The sequence below is a fragment of the Actinokineospora globicatena genome (assembly GCF_024171945.1).
GTDB lineage: Bacteria > Actinomycetota > Actinomycetes > Mycobacteriales > Pseudonocardiaceae > Actinokineospora > Actinokineospora globicatena.
In genome coordinates this window covers 1,272,275-1,289,074 of sequence record NZ_JAMTCR010000002.1, presented here as the reverse complement: position 1 = coordinate 1,289,074, position 16,800 = coordinate 1,272,275, and the positions used below count along the sequence as shown (strand labels likewise).

The window sequence follows — 16,800 nt, the reverse complement described above, 5'->3', positions numbered from 1 at the left end:
CCGTACCAACTGCCCGTGGGGCCCGTCCTGGTTGTGACGCATCCGGGGTGGTGTCCGGTTCCGTCAGGGCAGGGCGGGTTCGACCTGCTTGGCGGCCTCCATGGCCGGGCCGCACAGCGCCTCGGGGTCCTCGCCGGTGGCCTGGACGTCCACCCGGGAGGTGGGGGTGATGCCCAGGCCGAGGGCGCAGCCCGCCGTTCCCCTGGTGAAGTAGCGGGCCGCCTCGTGCTCGCCGACGTTGAGGTACTCGATCTCCTTGTCGGTCTTGATGTCGGCGACCCCGGTCGACTCGTAGATCACCACAGCGATGGTGTAGCTCTCGGCGACGGTGCCCTTCTCGACCCGCCACTCGCACTGGCGGGACTTGGAGGTGCTGGTCGACTTGCCCGCGCCGGTGATGCCGAGCGGCCGCAGCGCGGCGGCGGGCAGCAGCTCGCACGGCTGCGCGGCCTGCAGGACCCGCGGGTCGGGCACCGGTCGGCGGTTGGTCGAGGTGGGCCCGGTCGGCGCGCCCGCGGCGGGGACGGGGGTGCCCGCGGTCTGCGACGAGCAGGCGGCGCACAGCGCCACGAGCAGGGCGGCCGGGACATGCCAAGGACGGCTCACTGATCTCCCCAACGACAATCGACGGTGAGCGGACCCCGCCGGGACGGTACCAATGACATCTCAGGCGCGGTCCGGACTCCTGGCAAGTCGCCCGTCTGGAGCAGTGTGCCTCGATGGTCGAGGGGGTGGGGGTGGCTGGGCAAGGGATACTGCTCGGCTGCGCCATCGCGGGGAGGTCGGCTCGCCTTCGGCATTGCAGCTAGGCGCGAGAATGCGAAGAGCTCGATGGGGCGAACTTGTTTTGCGCGGGGCCCCTACGACACCCGGGGAAGGGCTAAAAGCAGGGGGCCACAGAGCGGCCCTCCCTGCTGCCTGTCGACGCTACGGGTGCCGTCCCCCCACACAAAACAAGTCCGCCCCATCGAGCACTTGGCACCAGCGCCGTGGTGGAGCGGGTGTCGGCCAACGTCGGTAGCGGGCGTCTTGGGGCCAACGTTGTTGGCGGAGGCTTAGGGCAATGCAATGGAAAGCACAACGGGGCTGGGTGCGTGGTGCACCCAGCCCCGTGTGGTCGAGAGGGGATCAGCCGAAGCGGCCGGAGATGTAGTCTTCGGTGGCTTTTTGGGTGGGGTTGGAGAAGATGCGCTCGGTGTCGTCGAGTTCGACGAGGCGGCCGGGTTGGCCGACGCCTGCGAGGTTGAAGAAGGCGGTCTGGTCGCTGACGCGGGCGGCTTGTTGCATGTTGTGGGTGACGATGACGATGGTGAAGTCCTTCTTCAGCTCCTGGATGAGGTCCTCGATCGCCAGGGTGGAGATGGGGTCCAGGGCGGAGCAGGGCTCGTCCATCAGCAGGACGTCGGGTTGGACGGCGATGGCGCGGGCGATGCAGAGGCGCTGCTGCTGGCCGCCGGAGAGGCCGCCGCCGGGGCGGTTGAGGCGGTCCTTGACCTCGGCCCAGAGGTTGGCGCCGCGCAGGGCCTGTTCGGCGACCTCGTCGAGCTTCTTGCCGTTGCGCTCACCGGCGAGCTTGAGCCCGGCCACGACGTTGTCGCGGATGGACATGGTGGGGAACGGGTTGGGGCGCTGGAACACCATGCCGATGGTGCGGCGCACGGAGACCGGGTCCACGGTGGAGGCGTAGATGTCCTCGCCGTCGAGCAGGACCTTGCCCTCGGCGCGGGCGCCGGGGATGACCTCGTGCATGCGGTTGAGGGAGCGGAGCACGGTGGACTTGCCGCACCCGGACGGGCCGATGAAGGCGGTCACGTTGCGCGGCGGTACCGCCAGCGACACCCCGTCGACGGCGTGGAACTTGCCGTAGAAGAGGTTGAGGTCCTTGACATCGATGCGCTTGGCCATTGTCCCGCCTACTTCGTCTTCAGAGAGGTCAGCCGCGAGATCAGCGATCCCAGCAGGTTGAACACGGTGATGATGAGGATCAGCGTGACCGCCGCGCCCCAGACCCTTGCCTCGCCGACCTCGTTGGTGGTCAGCCGCTCCGAGGTCATCAGCAGCGGCAGCGACGCCATGGAGCCGCCGAACGGGTCGTAGTTGATGAACGTGGTGTAGCCGACGAGCACCAGCACCGGCGCGGTCTCACCCATGACGCGGGCGATGGCCAGCGAGATGCCGGTGATGATGCCGGACATCGCGGTCGGGATGACGATCTTGACGATGGTCTTCCACTTGGGCACGCCGAGCGCGTAGGCGGCCTCGCGCAGTTCGTCCGGGACGATCTTGAGCAGTTCCTCGGTGGTGCGCACGACGACCGGGATCATCAGCAGCACCAGGGCGAGCGACACCGCGAACGCGCTGCGCGGCATGCCGAGGGTGGTGATGCACAGCGCGTAGATGAACAGCGCGGCGACGATCGACGGGACGCCGGAGAGGATGTCGACGGTGAAGGTCACCGCCTTGGCCAGCCGGGACTGCTTGCCGTACTCGACCAGGTACACCGCGACCAGGATGGCGATCGGCACCGCGATGACGGCGCAGATCAGGCCCTGCAGCAGGGTGCCGATGATCGCGTGGTAAACGCCGCCGCCGAACTGGCGGGAGGTGAGCCCGGCGAGCGACTTCTGCCACCAGTCGGCGTTGAGGACGTACTGGAAGCCCTTGGCGATGACGGTGATCAGCAGCCACACCAGCGGCGCGAGGGCGAGCACGAAGGTGAGTCCGACCAGGATGGTGGCCAGCCGGTTCTTGAACCGGCGGGAGGAGTTGATCTCCTGGAACGCGGGCGGCGCCGCGGGCCGGTTCAGGTCGGTCGCGGTGCTCATTCGTACTCCTTGTGGCCGGCGATGATGGACCGGGCGAACGCGTTGACCACGAAGGTGAGCACGAACAGCACCAGGCCCGCGGCGATGTAGGCACCGGCGCCGCGCGGGTCGTTGAACTCCTGGGCGGCGCGGGCGATCTTGGACGCGATGGTGTCACCGCCGTCGAAGAGGCTGAAGCCGAAGTGCGACGTGGTGGAGCTGAGGATGATCAGCACCGCGATGGTCTCGCCGAGCGCACGGCCGAGGCCGAGCATGGAGGCGCTGATGTAGCCCGCGCGGCCGAAGGGCAGCACGGTGGTCCGAACGACCTCCCACTTGGTGGCGCCGAGCGCGAGCGCGCCCTCGACCTGCATCGGCGGGGTGCGGTCGAAGACCTCGCGGCTGATCGCGGTGATGATCGGCAGCAGCATGACCGCGAGCACGATGCCCGCCGTGAAGATCGTCTGGCCGATGGCCAGGTTGGAGGTGCCGGTGGCGAACAGCGGGATGAACCCGAGGTTCTCGTTGAGCCAGGTGCTGACCGGCGCGAGCGCGGGCGCCAGCACGTAGGCGCCCCAGAGGCCGTAGATGATGGAGGGGACCGCGGCGAGCAGGTCGACCAGGTAGGCGAACGGCCTGGCGAGCCTGCGCGGGGCGTACTGGGTGAGGAACAGCGCGATGCCCAGCGAGACCGGCATCGCGATGATCAGCGCGAAGACCGAGCTGAACACGGTGACCAGGAGCAGGTCGAGCACGCCGAAGGCGAGACCGCCCTCGGGGTCGGCGTCCCAGTCCCGGCCGAACAGGAAGTTGGCCTGGTTGTCCGCGAGCGAGGGGATCGCCTGGATGAGCAGGAAGACCCCGATGAGCGCGATCATGGCGACGACGAAGACGCCGGAACCGACGGTCAACGCCTTGAAGATCTTGTCACCCGGACGGGTGATCACCTTGGGGGGTTGGGCGGGGGTCCCGCCAGAACCCTGCGGAGTGGAAATCGGTGCCTCCGGTGCGGTGTCGGGCGCCGCGCCGCCCCGGGCGCCCCTGGCTAAACCAGGGGCGCCGGGGCGTCCGACAGTGTCGGAATCGCTCATGTCGTCGTCGTTCTCGACTCGCAGTGTGCCAGGTGGACTTACGCGATGGCCTTGATGGCGTCGAGCAGCTTGGCCTGGAACTCGTCGGGCAGCGGGACGTAGCCCGCGTCCGCCAGCGCGCTCTGGCCGTCGGTGGCGGCCACGTTCAGGAACGCCTTGACGGCCTTGGCGGTGTCGGCGTCGTAGCCCTTGGAGCAGACGATCTCGTAGGTCGCGAGCACCAGCGGGTACGCACCGGCGGTGTTGCTGGCGTAGAGGGCGTCGAGGTCGAGGACGAGGTCGTGGCCCTCACCCTTGACCTTGGCGGACTTGATCGCCGCGGCGGCACCCTGGGCGCCGAGCTCGACCGCGCCCGAACCGCTGTCCAGCTTGGCGGCGGAGAGCTTCTTGTCCTGGACGTAGGACCACTCGATGTAGCCGATGGTGCCGTCACCGGCGCTGATGGCGTCCGCGACACCCGCGGAGCCCTGGGCACCCTGGCCGACGCCGCCGTTGAACTTCTTGCCCGCGTCCTTGGTCCACGCGCCCTTGCCCGCGGCCTTCAGGTACTTCTGGAAGTTGTCGGTGGTGCCCGACTCGTCACCGCGGTAGATGACGGTGATGGCCTTGTCCGGCAAGGTGGCGCCGGTGTTGACCGCGGCGATGGCCGGGTCGTTCCACTTGGTGACCGCGCCGCTGAAGATCTTGGCCGCGACCTCGCCGGTCAGCGTGACGCTGGTGACGCCGTCGAGCTTGTAGGCGATGCCGACCGGGCCGAAGACCAGCGGCAGGTTCCACGCCGGGTTGCCCTTGCAGCGCTCGGCCGCCTTCTCGACCTCGCCCTTGTCCTTGTTCAGCGGGGAGTCGGAGCCGCCGATGTCGACGATGCCGCCGGTGAACTGCTTGACACCCGCGCCGGAGCCGGAGGGGGTGTAGGCCAACTGCTGGCCGGAGCACTTGGCGCCGTAGGCCGCGACGAAGGCCTCGATGGCGCCCTTCTGCGCGCTGGAGCCCTCAGCGACGAGGTCCTTCTTGCCACCGCACTCGACCTGGGTCGTGGCGGTCGGCGCGGGGGCAGCGGAGTTGTTGCCACCCGCCGGGGTGTTGTTGTCGCTGCCGCACGCGGTGAGCGCGAGTGCGCCCGCCGCGACGAGGCCGAGCACGGACACTGGCCGCTTGCTGATCACGGTGTCTTCCTCCAGGCAGGAGTGTTCTCAGGTCGCGACGTGACCCTACGTCCGCCGCCTCGCCGCGACGCTAGGCAGCACTAGTGGACGAATGCCCTTGACGGGGTGAACGCAGGGTGAACAAGCCCGTTTTCGTGACCGTTGCGATATGCGCGTCGCCTGGTCGTGGCTTTGTCGTGACCTGTACGTATGCGCTGAGTAACCGACTAGACGCTCGGTGCTTCTGCACGTGCATATTGAACGTCGGCGGCCGAACGGGTGAACCCCAATCGGCTGTAAACAGCAACCGCGGGGGCGTTGTCGGACTCGACGTAGAGGATGACCTCGGTCAGCCCCAGCGACCGCAGGTGCGCGAGCCCGGCCAGGGTCAGCGCCTTGCCGAGCCCACCGCCCTGCGCGCCCGGGTCGACACCGACGACGTAGACCTCGCCGACACCGCCCGGGTGCACCTTGGTCCAGTGGAACCCGAGCACCTGGTCGTCCGGGTCCACAGCCAGGAAGAACCCCGCCGGGTCGAACCACGCCTCGGCCTCGGTCGCCTCCACATCGGCGACGGTCAGCGCGCCCTGCTCGGGGTGCCAGTCGAAGGCCTTCTTGTTCACCTCGACCACGGCGGCCTCGTCCCGACCGGTCTCGAAGGTCCGCACCCGCACGCCCTCGCGCCACACCGGGTCAGGTAGGTCGGTCTCGGCGAGGTCGATGCGCATCGTCAGCAGCTCGCGAACCCGTGACAGGCCCTGCCGCTCGGCGATGCGCGCTGCCCCGGGGTGGTCGCCGTGCGCCCAGAACCGGGTCCCGTCGGCCGCCCGCGCGATGACCGCGTCGACGAGCGCGGAACCCACGCCCCGCCTGCGCGCGTCCGGCCGCACGAGGACCTCGGCGACCTGGCGACCGAAGGAGTCGCCGTCGGTGTCCAGGTGGGCGTAGCCGACGAGCTCGATCCCGTCGGTGGCCAGCAGGTGCTCGCCGCCGCGGAACTCGCGCGGCAGCGGAGCGCCCCCGGTGACCTCGGGTCTGCCGTCGGCCGCCGCCACCGCGAGCAGCAGCGGGCGGATCTCAGCCGCGGCGTCGGGGCTGTCGGGGCGCCAGGTCAGGTCGGTCACACCACCGAACCTACCCAGATCCGCGGCGCTCAGACGTCGACGCGCCTGCGGTCCGGGTCGTGGGACAGCTCGCGGCGGGCACCGGCCTTGGGCGGCTGGACGAACTTGTAGCCGACGTTGCGCACGGTGCCGATGAGCTGCTCGTGCTCGACGCCGAGCTTGGCGCGCAGCCGCCGGACGTGCACGTCGACGGTGCGGGTGCCGCCGAAGAAGTCGTAGCCCCAGACCTCCTGCAGCAGCTGCGCCCGGGTGAACACCCGGCCCGCGTGCTGGGCGAGGTACTTGAGCAGCTCGAACTCCTTGTAGGTGAGGTCGAGCGGGCGGCCGCGCAGCCGGGCCATGTAGGTGGCCTCGTCGATGACCAGCTCACCGAGGCGCAGCGCGCCGTCGACGGGGGCACCGGCGGGGCCGCGGGTGGTCAGCAGCCGCAGCCGGGTGTCGACCTCGGCGGGACCGGCGGTCGGCAGCAGGATCTCGTCGACGCGCCAGTCGCTGGTGACCGCGACCAGCCCGCCCTCGGTGACGACGGCGAGGACGGGGGCGCTGTCGCCGCCGCTGGTCAGCAGCCTGCACAGGCTCTTGGCCGCGACGAGGTCGGTGCGCGCGTCCACGATCACGGCGTCGCGCGAGCCCGCCTCGAGCAGGGCGGTGACCTCGGGGGCCTGGGTGCGCACGGTGTGCGGGAGGAGCGTGAGCGACGGCACCACGGTCGCGGGCTCGGGGTCGGCGGTCAGCAGCAGCAGGTCGAGGCTCATCACGAGTCCGCCTCTCTTGCGTGAATCCGCGCCGCGGCGTTGGGGTGCGGCCCCGGGTCGGGGTGGCGATTTCGGCTGGTCAGGACAATAGCCCGGAGTTCACGCGACTGTCGTGCCCGTGACGTCCGCGTCACACGCGCGGCGGCGTGGACCGGCACGACCGCCCAGCTCAGCGGGGTGGTGTTACGGCGGGGTAAATCCTGCGTCCACCTGTGCGCCACCCGCGATCGGCGGATTAGCCGGACGTCCGGAATTCGATTTGTGAATGGTGTGTCACCCCGCCGACCGGCGCCTCGGGCAACGCCGCGCGGCCCCGGCACGTCCTCTGGACGCGGGCCGGACCGGCTGCGCAATCATGGGGGCGTGCCGTAGGGGCCCGCAGCGGGTAGGTAGCTGTGGTGCGGCGGGTACGCGGCAGTGGACGTGACGTGACAAAGACGGGTGACGGGATGACGACGATGACGAACTCCGGCGCGAACACGGGTGGGCCGCCCGCGGCGCCCCGACGCCGCTCGAAGGCGGTGCGCAGGCTCGTCATCGCGCTGCTGGTGCTGGTGGCGCTGCTGGTCGCGGCCGACTTCGGCGCGGCGGCGGTGTTCGAGCACGAGGTGTCCAAGCGCGCGCAGCAGCAGTTCGACCTGCGCGACCACCCGTCGGTGAAGGTCGGCGGGTTCTCGTTCCTGCTGCAGGCGGCCTCCGGGGAGTACGACCTGGTGACCATCGACGCCAAGGGCGTCCCGGTGAAGGACACCCTGCGCGACGTCGACGTGCACGCCGACCTGCGCGGGGTGCAGGCTCCGCTGTCGGACCTGGTCGGCGGCTCGCTGACCCAGGTGCCGATCCGCGAGGTCGAGGGCCAGGTGCGGATCAAGGCATCGGACGTGAACCGGGCGATCCAGGAGAACTCCAACGAGGTCGTCTCGGCCATCACGAACCTGACCATCGACCCGGTGAGCGAGAAGACGGTCAACACCGCGCCCGCCGACGGCGAGGAGACCGAGGAGGACGGCGCGGAGGTCGCCGACCAGGAGGGCACCACCGCCGGGGTGAAGCTGTGCGGCACCGTGGCGATCGCGGGCCAGGAGACCGAGCTGTGCGTGTTCTCGATCGTCTCGCTGGCCGACGGGGTCGTCACCATCACCCCGAAGCGCCTCGAGCTGCGCAACGGCGGGTCGGACGTGAAGCTGCCGACGGCGATCCAGGGGAAGGTGCTGGAGCTGTTCGCCCGCAAGCTCGACCCGGGCAGCCTGCCGTTCAAGGTCACGCCGACGGCCGTCACCGTGGAGCGCGGGGTGCTCTCGGTCAAGGGCAAGGCCGAGAACCTGGTGCTGGGCCGCTGATGACCGGTCTCCTCGTCGCGCTGGGCACCGTGGCGGTCGCCATGGTCATCGGTTTCCTGGTCCGGTCGCTCGGCGGCCGGACCAGGCCGTCCACGGCGGGCGCGGTGCCCGACGAGCTGCGCCGGGTGCTCGCCCCGGGTGCCGCGGTGACGCTGGTGCAGCTGACCACCGAGTTCTGCGGGACCTGCGGGCAGGCCAGGGTGCTGCTCACCGGTCTCGTCGACGACACCCCCGGCCTCGCGCACGCCGAGGTCGACCTGACCGACCAGCCGGAGCTGGCCAAGCGCCTCGGGGTGCTGCGGACGCCGACCACCATCGCGGTGGACGCCGCGGGGGCGGAGCTGCTGCGCGTCGGCGGCGTCCCGAAACGTGAAGAACTGCTCACCTCGCTGCGGCCGCACCTGCCCGCCTGAAGCGGCCGCCACCTGCGCTTTCGCCGAGCGCAATGCCGATCTCCGGCGTCTCACCCACTGGACAGGCCTTCTCACGCCCGGGTCGGCGGCGGGTACTCTCGCCGCCGTGTCCAGCTTCCTGACCAGGCGCCGCGCGGTGGACTTCTGCCGCGTGCACAGCAGCCTGTGTCGGAGCGACTGACCGGGCGACCCCCACCGCGGCTCGACCGCGCCTGGCCGCCCTCACCGGACCCCACCCGTGTGCAGGTCAGGAGGCCACATGCCCGCACCCCCGCTCGCTCCCCGGCCGACGGTCGACCCCCGAGGCCCCCGGTTCGCCGCCTGGCTGACCAGTGCCGTCCTCGTCGTCGTGCTCGCGACCGGGTGGTGGCCGCTGCTGGCCGCCCAGGCCGTCGTGTTCGCGCTCGGCGGGTTCGCCGGGCTCCGCTACTCCCCGTACTCGGTGCTGTTCCGCGCCGTCGTCGCGCCCCGGTTGCGGCCGACCGACGAGCGCGAGGACGCCGCGCCGCCGCGATTCGCCCAGACCGTCGGCTTCGGCTTCGCCGTCGTCGGTGTGCTCGGCTACGCCCTCGGCGCGCCGACCGTCGGTGTCGTGGCGACCGCGCTGGCGCTGGCCGCCGCGTTCCTCAACGCCGCGTTCGGGTTCTGCCTCGGCTGCGAGGCCTATCTGCTGATCAACCGCCTGTCCGCCAAGCAAAGGAAAGTGGGAACCGCCCGATGAGCCGCGAAGACGTGCTGGTTTCGGCCGCGTGGGCCGAGGAGAACCTCACCGCAGGGGGGGTGGTGTTCGTCGAGGTCGACGAGGACGCCAGCGCCTACGACACCGGGCACATCCCGGGTGCGGTGAAGATCGACTGGCGCAACGACCTGCAGGACCCGGTGCGCCGCGACTTCGTCGACCGCGCGGGCTTCGAGAAGCTGCTCTCCGCGCGCGGCATCGGCAACGACGACACCGTGATCCTCTACGGCGGCAACAACAACTGGTTCGCCGCCTACGCGTACTGGTACTTCAAGCTCTACGGCCACCAGGCCGTGAAGCTGCTCGACGGCGGCCGCAAGAAGTGGGAGCTCGACGGGCGCCCGCTGTCCACCGACGCGGTGTCCCGCGAGGAGACCACCTACACCGCCCAGGAGCAGGACCTCTCGCTGCGCGCGTTCCGCCAGGAGGCGGTCGACGCGATCAACACCAAGAACCTGGTCGACGTGCGCTCCCCCGACGAGTTCTCCGGCAAGCTGGCCGCCCCTGCGCACCTGCCGCAGGAGCAGGCGCAGGTCAAGGGCCACATCCCGACCGCGATCAACGTGCCGTGGAGCAAGGCGGCCAACGAGGACGGCACCTTCAAGTCCAACGACGAGCTGCGCGAGCTCTACAAGGACGCGGGCCTGGACGAGGGCAAGGCGACCATCGCCTACTGCCGCATCGGTGAGCGCTCGTCGCACACCTGGTTCGCGCTGCACGAGCTGCTCGACTACTCGGACGTGAAGAACTACGACGGTTCCTGGACCGAGTACGGCTCCCTGGTCGGCGTGCCGGTCGAGGTCGGCGCCTGATTCACCGACAACCCCAGGCCGCGTCCACACCCAGGCGGCGGCCGGGACGGAAAGGACAGTCATGAGCTCTTGTGGAGCACCGGAGCAAGGCACCGCGCTGCCCGCGAACGTGGACGCGGGCAAGGAGGTCGTCCTCAACGGCAAGGTGACCAGCGGTGAGACCCCGGTCGGCGGCGCGTACGTGCGCCTGCTCGACGCCAGCGGGGAGTTCACCGCCGAGGTCGTCTCGTCCGCCGACGGCGACTTCCGGTTCTTCGCCGCCCCCGGCGAGTGGACCGTGCGCGCGCTGCACCGCAGCGGCAACGGCGAGGCCAAGGTCAGCGCCGAGGGCCCGGGCCTGCACCAGGTCGCGGTGTCGGTCGGTTAGGACTGCCGTCCCGGTCGGACAGGACCACAGCGAAGGCCCCGGGGTCGTGACCCCGGGGCCTTCCGCGTGCGAGCAGCACCACGCGTGGACCGGACGCCTGGGCGGTATCCTGCACCGGTGGAAATCTTCTTCACCTCGCTGTTGGTCCTGGTGGGCTTGTTGACCACCTGGTTCGCCGGGTACGTCGTCTACCGCCTCTACGCCGACCAGCGTTGATGCCCGCTGACGCGACTGGGCCAGTGCCCGGCAGCGGCGACGCGGCGATCCACGCGGCCGCCGAGCGCGCCGAGGTCACCGGGCACCGCAACGTCCCGCAGTTCGACGACCTGCCGATCCCGGCGGACACCGCGAACCTGCGCGAGGGCCCCGAGCTCAACGACGCCTGCCTGGCGCTGCTGCCCCTGGTCGGGGTCTGGCGCGGCGAGGGTGAGGTGGTCTACCCGACCATCGACGGCCCGTACAAGTACGGCCAGCAGATCACCTTCGCCCACGACGGCCGCCCGTTCCTGCACTACGAGGCGCGCGCGTGGCTGCTCGACGACGAGGGCAAGGTGATCCGCCCGGCCGCGCGCGAGACCGGGTTCTGGCGCCCGCAGGCCGACGACACCATCGAGGTGCTGCTGGTGCACGCCACCGGCGTCTCGGAGATCTACTACGGGTCGCCGCGCACGCAGACCTCGTGGGAGATCGACACCGACGTCGTGCTGCGGACCTCGTCGGCGAAGGAGGTCACCGCGGCGAAGCGGCTCTACGGGCTGGTCAACGGTGGTGACCTGGCCTACGTCGAGGAGCGCGCGATGGTCGGCCAGGAGCTGCAGCCGCACACCTCGGCGTACCTGCGCCGCGTGGTCGGCTGAACCGGGCGACCGGATGCGGCTGCGGCGGTGCGGACCGGACGCGGTGCTGGTCGAGGTCGACTCGCTGGGCGCGGTAGCCGCCGCCCGTGCCGCTCTGGTGGGACTGCCCGGTCTCGTCGAGTTGGTCCCCGCCGCCCGGACGGTCTTGGTGTCGTTCGAGCCGGGTTCGCCCGGGTTGCGGCAGGTCCAGGCGGTGTTGGAGCAGGCTGACCTGTCCGCCGCGCCCGTGGTCGACTCCGCTGAGGTGACCCTGCCGGTGGTCTACGAAGGTGCCGACCTGGAGCTGGTAGCGGAAACAGCTGGGTTGAGCGTCGCGGAGACGATCGCACTGCACTCGGGCGCGGACTACACCGTGGCCTTCTGCGGTTTCGCGCCCGGCTTCGCCTACCTGACAGGCCTGCCGGAGCCGTTGTGCCAACCCCGGCTCGACAACCCCCGCACGCGTGTACCCGCCGGATCGGTCGGTGTCGCCGGAGAGTTCACGGGCATCTATCCGCGTTCGTCACCCGGCGGCTGGCGGTTGGTCGCACGACTCGCCGATGACGCTGCCGCGCTGTTCGACCCGACTCGCGAACCTGCCGCGTTGCTCTCCCCGGGTGATCGCGTGCGCTTCGAGGCGGTGTCGTGAGCCGCGCGTTGACCGTGCTCGCCACCGGACCGCTAGCCCTGATCGAAGACCTCGGCCGACCTGGCCATGCCCACCTGGGCGTCCCCCCGTCCGGCGCCTTGGACGTGCCGTCGCTGCGCCTGGCCAACCGGCTGGCGGGCAATCCGGAGGGCGCCGCGGGCATCGAGTGCGTCCTCGGCGGGCTCGCGGTGCGGGCGGGGACGTCCTGCACGGTGGCGGTGACCGGGCCGAGCGTGCCGGTGCGGGTCAACGGTCACCTGGTCGACTCGCACGCACCGGTCCACCTGCGCGCCGACGACGTGGTCGAACTGGGATCGCCGCTGGCGGGGATCCGCAACTACCTGGCGGTGTCCGGCGGGATCGCGGTCCCGCCGCAGCTGGGGTCGAGGTCGACCGACGTGCTCTCCGGGATCGGCCCGGCCCCGCTGGCTGCGGGCGACGTGCTGCCGGTTGGGGACCCCGCCGGGCTACCGACCGGCGAGGACGCGGTGCCGCCGCTGAACCCGGTCGACTTCCTGTCCGTGCCGGTGGTGCTCGGCCCGCGCGACGACTGGTTCACCGGCGCGGGCGCGCAACTGGCGGCGTCGGTGTGGTCGGTGTCGCCGGAGAGCAACCGGGTCGGCCTGCGGCTGCTCGGCGATCCGCTGCGGCGCGCCCCCGGGTTCGACGGCAGGGAGCTGACCAGCGAGGGCGTGGTCACCGGCGCGATCCAGGTCCCCGCCAACGGCCGCCCCGTCGTCTTCCTGGCCGACCACCCCACCACCGGTGGTTACCCGGTGGTGGGTGTGGTCCCGGCCCGGCACCTGGCGGTCCTGGCCCAGGCAAGGCCGGGGACGCGGATCAGGCTGCGCGGCTAGATCAGGCCTTGGCGAGCAGGTACTGGTCGTTCCACCAGCAGTTGGACGAGGCCCGCGTCGCCGTGTAGGTCCAGCCAGCGGGCACGCGACAGGCCCAGAGCCCGGGCTCCGGCAAGGTCACGTAGTACAGCGGTTCGCAGCCCACGTCGGCCCGCACCATGACGTAGGTGTAGCCGGCAGGGACGGTGCGGCACGACCAGGAGTAGCTGGCCGCGCTCGCCTGCGGGGACAGCGTGGTGGCCGCGACCACCACCGCGGACACGACACCGAGGATCTTGCTGAGTCTCACGAGTTCCACCTTTCGCACTGGGACCCCGCGCGGGGTCGGTCCAGCACAGCAGGCGGGCCGCTGCCCGATCAGCCCCCAATTGGTTGAACCAATTTGGGTGTCAGTGGGATGTCAGTACTCGGCCTCGTAGAGCGTGGAGAGCTCGGCGCCGAGTTCGGTCGAGTCGGGGAGGGGGAGGCCGTCGAGGGTGTGCACGCGGGTCACCTTGCGGACGCTGGAGACCACGAACAGGGCGTCCGCGCCCGCTAACTCGTCGGCGCGCACCGGCTCGACCTTCGTCGACCAGCCCGCTCGCTCGGCGGCCCGGAACAGCGCGCCCTGGGTGGTGCCGGGCAGGACGCCGCTCGACGGCGGCGGGGTGCGCAGCGTGCCGCCACTGGCCACCACGATCGTCGACGTCGGTCCTTCGAGGACAGTGCCGTCGTCGCCGACGAAGATGACCTCGTCCACCCCGAGCTGCTCGGCGTGCCGCATGGCGGCCATGTTGATCGCGTACGACAGCGTCTTCGCGCCGAGCAGCAACCACGGCGCCCGCTCGACGACCGCCGGGTCGTACCCGCGCGCCAGCGTGATCGCGGTGACGCCCGAGGTCCGGTTGCGCACCGCCCGGCCACCGATCGGCAGGCCGATGGCGTACCCGGTCGGACCGCCGTCGCCGTACTCGGGACCGCGGGTGTAGACCAGCTTGACCGCCATCTCGCCCGGCTCGGTCCACGCGCCGACCACCGTCTCGACCAGCCGCTCCCACGCAGCCAGGTCCGGCGCGGGCAGCTGCAGCATGGCCGCCGACCTGGCGAGCCTGGCCAGGTGCGGACCGAGTTCCCTCGGCTGCCCGTCGACCACCAGCACGGTCTCGAACACCCCGTCGCCCCTGGTCAGCCCCAGGTCGTCGACCCTGATCAGCGGGGTCTCCGGGTCGACGAGGGAGCCGTCGAGCATCGCAAGCACGCGCATGCGGCGAACCCTACGCGGGCGCAGGCCCTAACATCGAACAGGTGGACACCGCCCACTCGCTGGAGGAGCGACGCGCGCACCTGCGGACGACCCTGCACGAGCGCGGCATGCGGATGACACCGCAGCGCCAGCTCGTGCTCGACGCCCTGCTGGTGCTCGAGCACGCGACCCCCGAGCAGGTCTGCGCGCACGTGCAGCGCGCCACCCCGACGGTGAACATCACCACGATCTACCGCACGCTGGAGCTGCTGGAGGGCCTCGCCCTGGTCCGGCACACGCACCTCGGGCACGGCGCGCCGACCTACTCGGTGCACGAGCACCAGCACGTCCACCTGGTCTGCCACCGCTGCGGCCACGTCGTGGAGTCGCCGAAAGCGGTCATGGACCAGCTGTGCGGAACACTGCGGGCCACCCACGGGTTCGAGCTGGATGCGAGCCACCTCGCGCTGTCCGGAACGTGTCAGACCTGCTCCCAGGAGAACCCGTGACCGACCGCTCCCCGATCCTCGACCAGCAGGGTGCCGTCGCGGCCCCCGAGAGCGCGGCGTCGGCGGTGCCGTGGCACTTCGGCGACCCGTTCGCCGAGCAGCGCAGCGCGGCGCGCAAGGTCGCCGTCGTCGACCGCTCCGACCGCGAGGTGATCGCGGTGCCCGGCGAGGAGCGGCTGTCCTGGCTGCACCTGGTGATCTCCCAGCACGTGACCGACCTCGCCGACGGCGCGGGCACCGAGGCGCTGGTGCTCGACGGGCAGGGCCGGGTGGATGCGCACATGCTGCTGGCGCACGTGGACGGCACCGTGTGGCTCGACACCGAACCCGGCGCGCGGGCGACCGGTGTGCGCGGTGAGCCCTTGGGGCTGCTGGAGTACCTGCGGCAGATGGTGTTCTGGTCCAAAGTGGAGCTCCGGGACGCGACAGCGGAACGCGCCGTGCTCACGCTGGTCGGGCCCGAGGTGCCGGACCTGCTGACCACAGTGGACCTGCCGGTGCCCGTCGCGTCCTACGGCGTCGCGGTCAAGCACGACGTGATCGTGCGCCGGATGCCGTGGCCCGGTCACGACGCGGTGGACCTGCTGGTGCCCAGGGCCGAGCTGACCACCTGGTGGACCCGGCTGACCGAGGCGGGCGCCCGGCCGATGGGCAGCCTGGCGTTCGAGGCGCTGCGGGTCGAGTCGCTGCGCCCCCGGCTGGGGGTGGACACCGACGAGAAGACCATCCCGCACGAGGTGAACTGGATCCACGTCGCCGCGCACGTCGCCAAGGGCTGCTACCGGGGCCAGGAGACGGTCGCGAAGGTGCACAACGTGGGCCGCCCGCCGCGCCGGATGCTGCTGCTGCACCTGGACGGCGCGACCGACGTCCTGCCGGACACCGGCGACGTGGTGTACGCGGGGGAGCGCGCGGTCGGCCGGATCGGATCGGTGGTCAACCACCACGAGCTGGGCCCGATCGCGCTCGCGTTGATCAAGCGGTCGGTCGAGCCGGGCACGGACCTGGTGGTCGGCACCGGCGAGGAGACCACCCAGGCGTCGATCGACCCCGACTCGGTGCCCGACGACACCCCCGCCCTGGGCCGCAAGGCAGCGCAGGGCCTGCGCGGATAACTCGGCGCGGTGCGGCAGAACTCGGCTGCGGGAATCGCTCCCGCGCGGAACGGGTTTCGACTTGGTGACCGGTTCGATCCAGACGCCGCGACGGTTGTGGGTGGCCCGGGCGGCTGTGCCAGTATCGCGCCATGTCACCGTCGACGCCCCGTCCAGGCAGTTCCGGCACGTTGATCACGGTCGCCCCCACCGGGGCCGAGCACAGCAAGGCCGATGTGCCGAACCTGCCGGTCACCCTGGAGGAGCTGGTGCGCACCGCGCGCGACTGCGAGCGGGTCGGCGCCGCCATGATCCACATCCACGTCCGGGACGGGGCGGCGCAGCCGACGCTCGACCTCGGTCTGCTCAAGGAGACCGTCGCCGCGGTCCGGGAGAACACCCGGCTGATCGTGCAGCTGTCCACCGGCGGCGCGGTGACCGACCCGGAGTCCGCGCGGCTCGGCGTCCTGGACGCGATGCCGGACTCGGCGTCGTGCACCATGGGGACGGTGAACTTCGGCGACGACGTGTTCCTCAACCGCTGGGAGTTCATCGTCGCGCTGCACAAGGGCATGCAGGAGCGCGGCATCGTGCCGGAGTACGAGATCTTCGACCTCGGCCAGCTCACCGCGCTGCGCAGGCTGCTCGACGAGCACGGCCTGCCCTCGGGCGGGCACGTCCACCTGGACCTGGTGATGGGCGTCCCCGGTGGCATGCCGGGCGACACCGAGACGCTGGCCGCGGCGCTGCGGCTGATCCCCGACGGCGCGAGCTTCTCCGCGACCGGGGTCGGCCGCACGAGCCTGCCGGTCCTGCTGGCGAGCCTGTCGGCGGGCGGGCACGTGCGGGTCGGGATGGAGGACACGCTGTCCTACGCCAGGGGCGAACGGGTCCGGGACAACGCCCAGCTCGTGGCCAGGGCGGCCGGGTTGGCGAAGATCGCGCAGCGGCCGCCGGTTGGGCCAGAGGAGTCGAGGGTACTTCTGGGGGTGGCGAGCTGAACGCGGTAGTGGTCAAGATATGGCGGTCGAGCACCGAGTGGC

General features: G+C 71.1%; 20 protein-coding genes. 11 read left to right on the top strand and 9 right to left on the bottom strand.

Annotated elements, in window-relative coordinates:
- Positions 1 to 63: 63 nt before the first annotated feature.
- The 7 genes from LV79_RS06180 to LV79_RS06150 all read right to left on the bottom strand — a co-directional run bounded on the left by LV79_RS06180 (position 64) and on the right by LV79_RS06150 (position 6,919).
- Positions 64 to 606 carry a DUF3558 family protein gene (locus tag LV79_RS06180; protein ID WP_253832921.1) on the bottom strand — a complete coding sequence of 181 codons (543 nt, stop codon included), beginning with the start codon at positions 604 to 606 and terminating at the stop codon, positions 64 to 66.
- 522 nt (positions 607 to 1,128) lie between these two features.
- Positions 1,129 to 1,905, bottom strand: a complete 777-nt coding sequence (gene pstB, locus LV79_RS06175) for a phosphate ABC transporter ATP-binding protein PstB (protein WP_253832919.1) — start codon at positions 1,903 to 1,905, stop codon at positions 1,129 to 1,131.
- A gap of 8 nt (positions 1,906 to 1,913) precedes the next feature.
- Positions 1,914 to 2,825, bottom strand: a complete 912-nt coding sequence (gene pstA, locus LV79_RS06170) for a phosphate ABC transporter permease PstA (protein WP_253832917.1) — start codon at positions 2,823 to 2,825, stop codon at positions 1,914 to 1,916.
- Positions 2,822 to 3,751, bottom strand: coding sequence for a phosphate ABC transporter permease subunit PstC (gene pstC / locus LV79_RS06165; protein ID WP_253832915.1), 930 nt, complete (start codon positions 3,749 to 3,751; stop codon positions 2,822 to 2,824). The genes pstA and pstC overlap by 4 nt, the downstream gene beginning before the upstream one ends.
- Before the next feature lie 182 nt (positions 3,752 to 3,933).
- On the bottom strand, positions 3,934 to 5,061 hold the full coding sequence (pstS, locus tag LV79_RS06160; protein WP_253832913.1) for a phosphate ABC transporter substrate-binding protein PstS: 1,128 nt from the start codon (positions 5,059 to 5,061) through the stop codon (positions 3,934 to 3,936).
- A gap of 206 nt (positions 5,062 to 5,267) precedes the next feature.
- Entirely contained in the window at positions 5,268 to 6,164 is an 897-nt protein-coding gene (gene mshD, locus LV79_RS06155) for a mycothiol synthase (protein ID WP_253832903.1), read from the bottom strand.
- A 29-nt stretch (positions 6,165 to 6,193) separates the two neighbouring features.
- A complete protein-coding gene (locus LV79_RS06150) occupies positions 6,194 to 6,919 on the bottom strand; it encodes a winged helix-turn-helix transcriptional regulator (protein ID WP_253832901.1) in 726 nt (241 codons plus the stop codon).
- Positions 6,920 to 7,347: 428 nt separating this feature from the next.
- Here LV79_RS06150 and LV79_RS06145 point away from each other — a divergent pair, with 428 nt between their 5' ends.
- The 8 genes from LV79_RS06145 (at position 7,348) to LV79_RS06110 (ending at position 12,932) form a co-directional block, all read left to right on the top strand.
- Positions 7,348 to 8,259 carry an LmeA family phospholipid-binding protein gene (locus LV79_RS06145; RefSeq protein WP_253832899.1) on the top strand — a complete coding sequence of 304 codons (912 nt, stop codon included), beginning with the start codon at positions 7,348 to 7,350 and terminating at the stop codon, positions 8,257 to 8,259.
- Complete coding sequence (locus tag LV79_RS06140) at positions 8,259 to 8,672, top strand: thioredoxin family protein (RefSeq protein WP_253832897.1); 414 nt, start codon at positions 8,259 to 8,261, stop codon at positions 8,670 to 8,672. The genes LV79_RS06145 and LV79_RS06140 overlap by 1 nt, the downstream gene beginning before the upstream one ends.
- A 259-nt stretch (positions 8,673 to 8,931) precedes the next feature.
- Positions 8,932 to 9,393 (top strand): DUF4395 domain-containing protein, encoded by a 462-nt coding sequence (locus tag LV79_RS06135; protein ID WP_253832896.1) that lies wholly within the window; start codon positions 8,932 to 8,934, stop codon positions 9,391 to 9,393.
- A complete protein-coding gene (locus LV79_RS06130; RefSeq protein ID WP_253832894.1) occupies positions 9,390 to 10,223 on the top strand; it encodes a sulfurtransferase in 834 nt (277 codons plus the stop codon). Before LV79_RS06135 ends, LV79_RS06130 begins: the two co-directional genes overlap by 4 nt.
- Before the next feature lie 61 nt (positions 10,224 to 10,284).
- Positions 10,285 to 10,590: a DUF1416 domain-containing protein gene (locus LV79_RS06125; RefSeq protein ID WP_253832892.1), complete on the top strand. Its 306-nt coding sequence runs from the start codon at positions 10,285 to 10,287 to the stop codon at positions 10,588 to 10,590.
- Positions 10,591 to 10,805: 215 nt separating this feature from the next.
- Entirely contained in the window at positions 10,806 to 11,447 is a 642-nt protein-coding gene (locus LV79_RS06120) for a heme-binding beta-barrel domain-containing protein (RefSeq protein WP_253832890.1), read from the top strand.
- Between the two features lie 13 nt (positions 11,448 to 11,460).
- The gene (locus tag LV79_RS06115) at positions 11,461 to 12,075 is read left to right on the top strand and encodes a 5-oxoprolinase subunit B family protein (RefSeq protein WP_253832887.1); all 615 of its coding nucleotides are present in this window, start codon (positions 11,461 to 11,463) and stop codon (positions 12,073 to 12,075) included.
- The gene (locus LV79_RS06110; RefSeq protein ID WP_253832885.1) at positions 12,072 to 12,932 is read left to right on the top strand and encodes a 5-oxoprolinase subunit C family protein; all 861 of its coding nucleotides are present in this window, start codon (positions 12,072 to 12,074) and stop codon (positions 12,930 to 12,932) included. The genes LV79_RS06115 and LV79_RS06110 overlap by 4 nt, the downstream gene beginning before the upstream one ends.
- Before the next feature lies 1 nt (position 12,933).
- On the opposite strand, the gene LV79_RS06105 is transcribed toward LV79_RS06110, so the two are convergent.
- Positions 12,934 to 13,221 carry a hypothetical protein gene (locus LV79_RS06105; RefSeq protein WP_253832883.1) on the bottom strand — a complete coding sequence of 96 codons (288 nt, stop codon included), beginning with the start codon at positions 13,219 to 13,221 and terminating at the stop codon, positions 12,934 to 12,936.
- 111 nt (positions 13,222 to 13,332) lie between these two features.
- Complete coding sequence (locus LV79_RS06100) at positions 13,333 to 14,175, bottom strand: aminodeoxychorismate lyase (protein ID WP_253832881.1); 843 nt, start codon at positions 14,173 to 14,175, stop codon at positions 13,333 to 13,335.
- A 107-nt stretch (positions 14,176 to 14,282) separates the two neighbouring features.
- Here LV79_RS06100 and LV79_RS06095 point away from each other — a divergent pair, with 107 nt between their 5' ends.
- The 3 genes from LV79_RS06095 to LV79_RS06085 all read left to right on the top strand — a co-directional run bounded on the left by LV79_RS06095 (position 14,283) and on the right by LV79_RS06085 (position 16,758).
- Entirely contained in the window at positions 14,283 to 14,663 is a 381-nt protein-coding gene (locus LV79_RS06095) for a Fur family transcriptional regulator (RefSeq protein ID WP_301320751.1), read from the top strand.
- On the top strand, positions 14,660 to 15,778 hold the full coding sequence (ygfZ, locus tag LV79_RS06090) for a CAF17-like 4Fe-4S cluster assembly/insertion protein YgfZ (protein ID WP_253832877.1): 1,119 nt from the start codon (positions 14,660 to 14,662) through the stop codon (positions 15,776 to 15,778). The genes LV79_RS06095 and ygfZ overlap by 4 nt, the downstream gene beginning before the upstream one ends.
- A gap of 131 nt (positions 15,779 to 15,909) precedes the next feature.
- A complete protein-coding gene (locus tag LV79_RS06085) occupies positions 15,910 to 16,758 on the top strand; it encodes a beta-keto acid cleavage family enzyme (RefSeq protein WP_253832875.1) in 849 nt (282 codons plus the stop codon).
- Positions 16,759 to 16,800 lie beyond the last annotated feature (42 nt).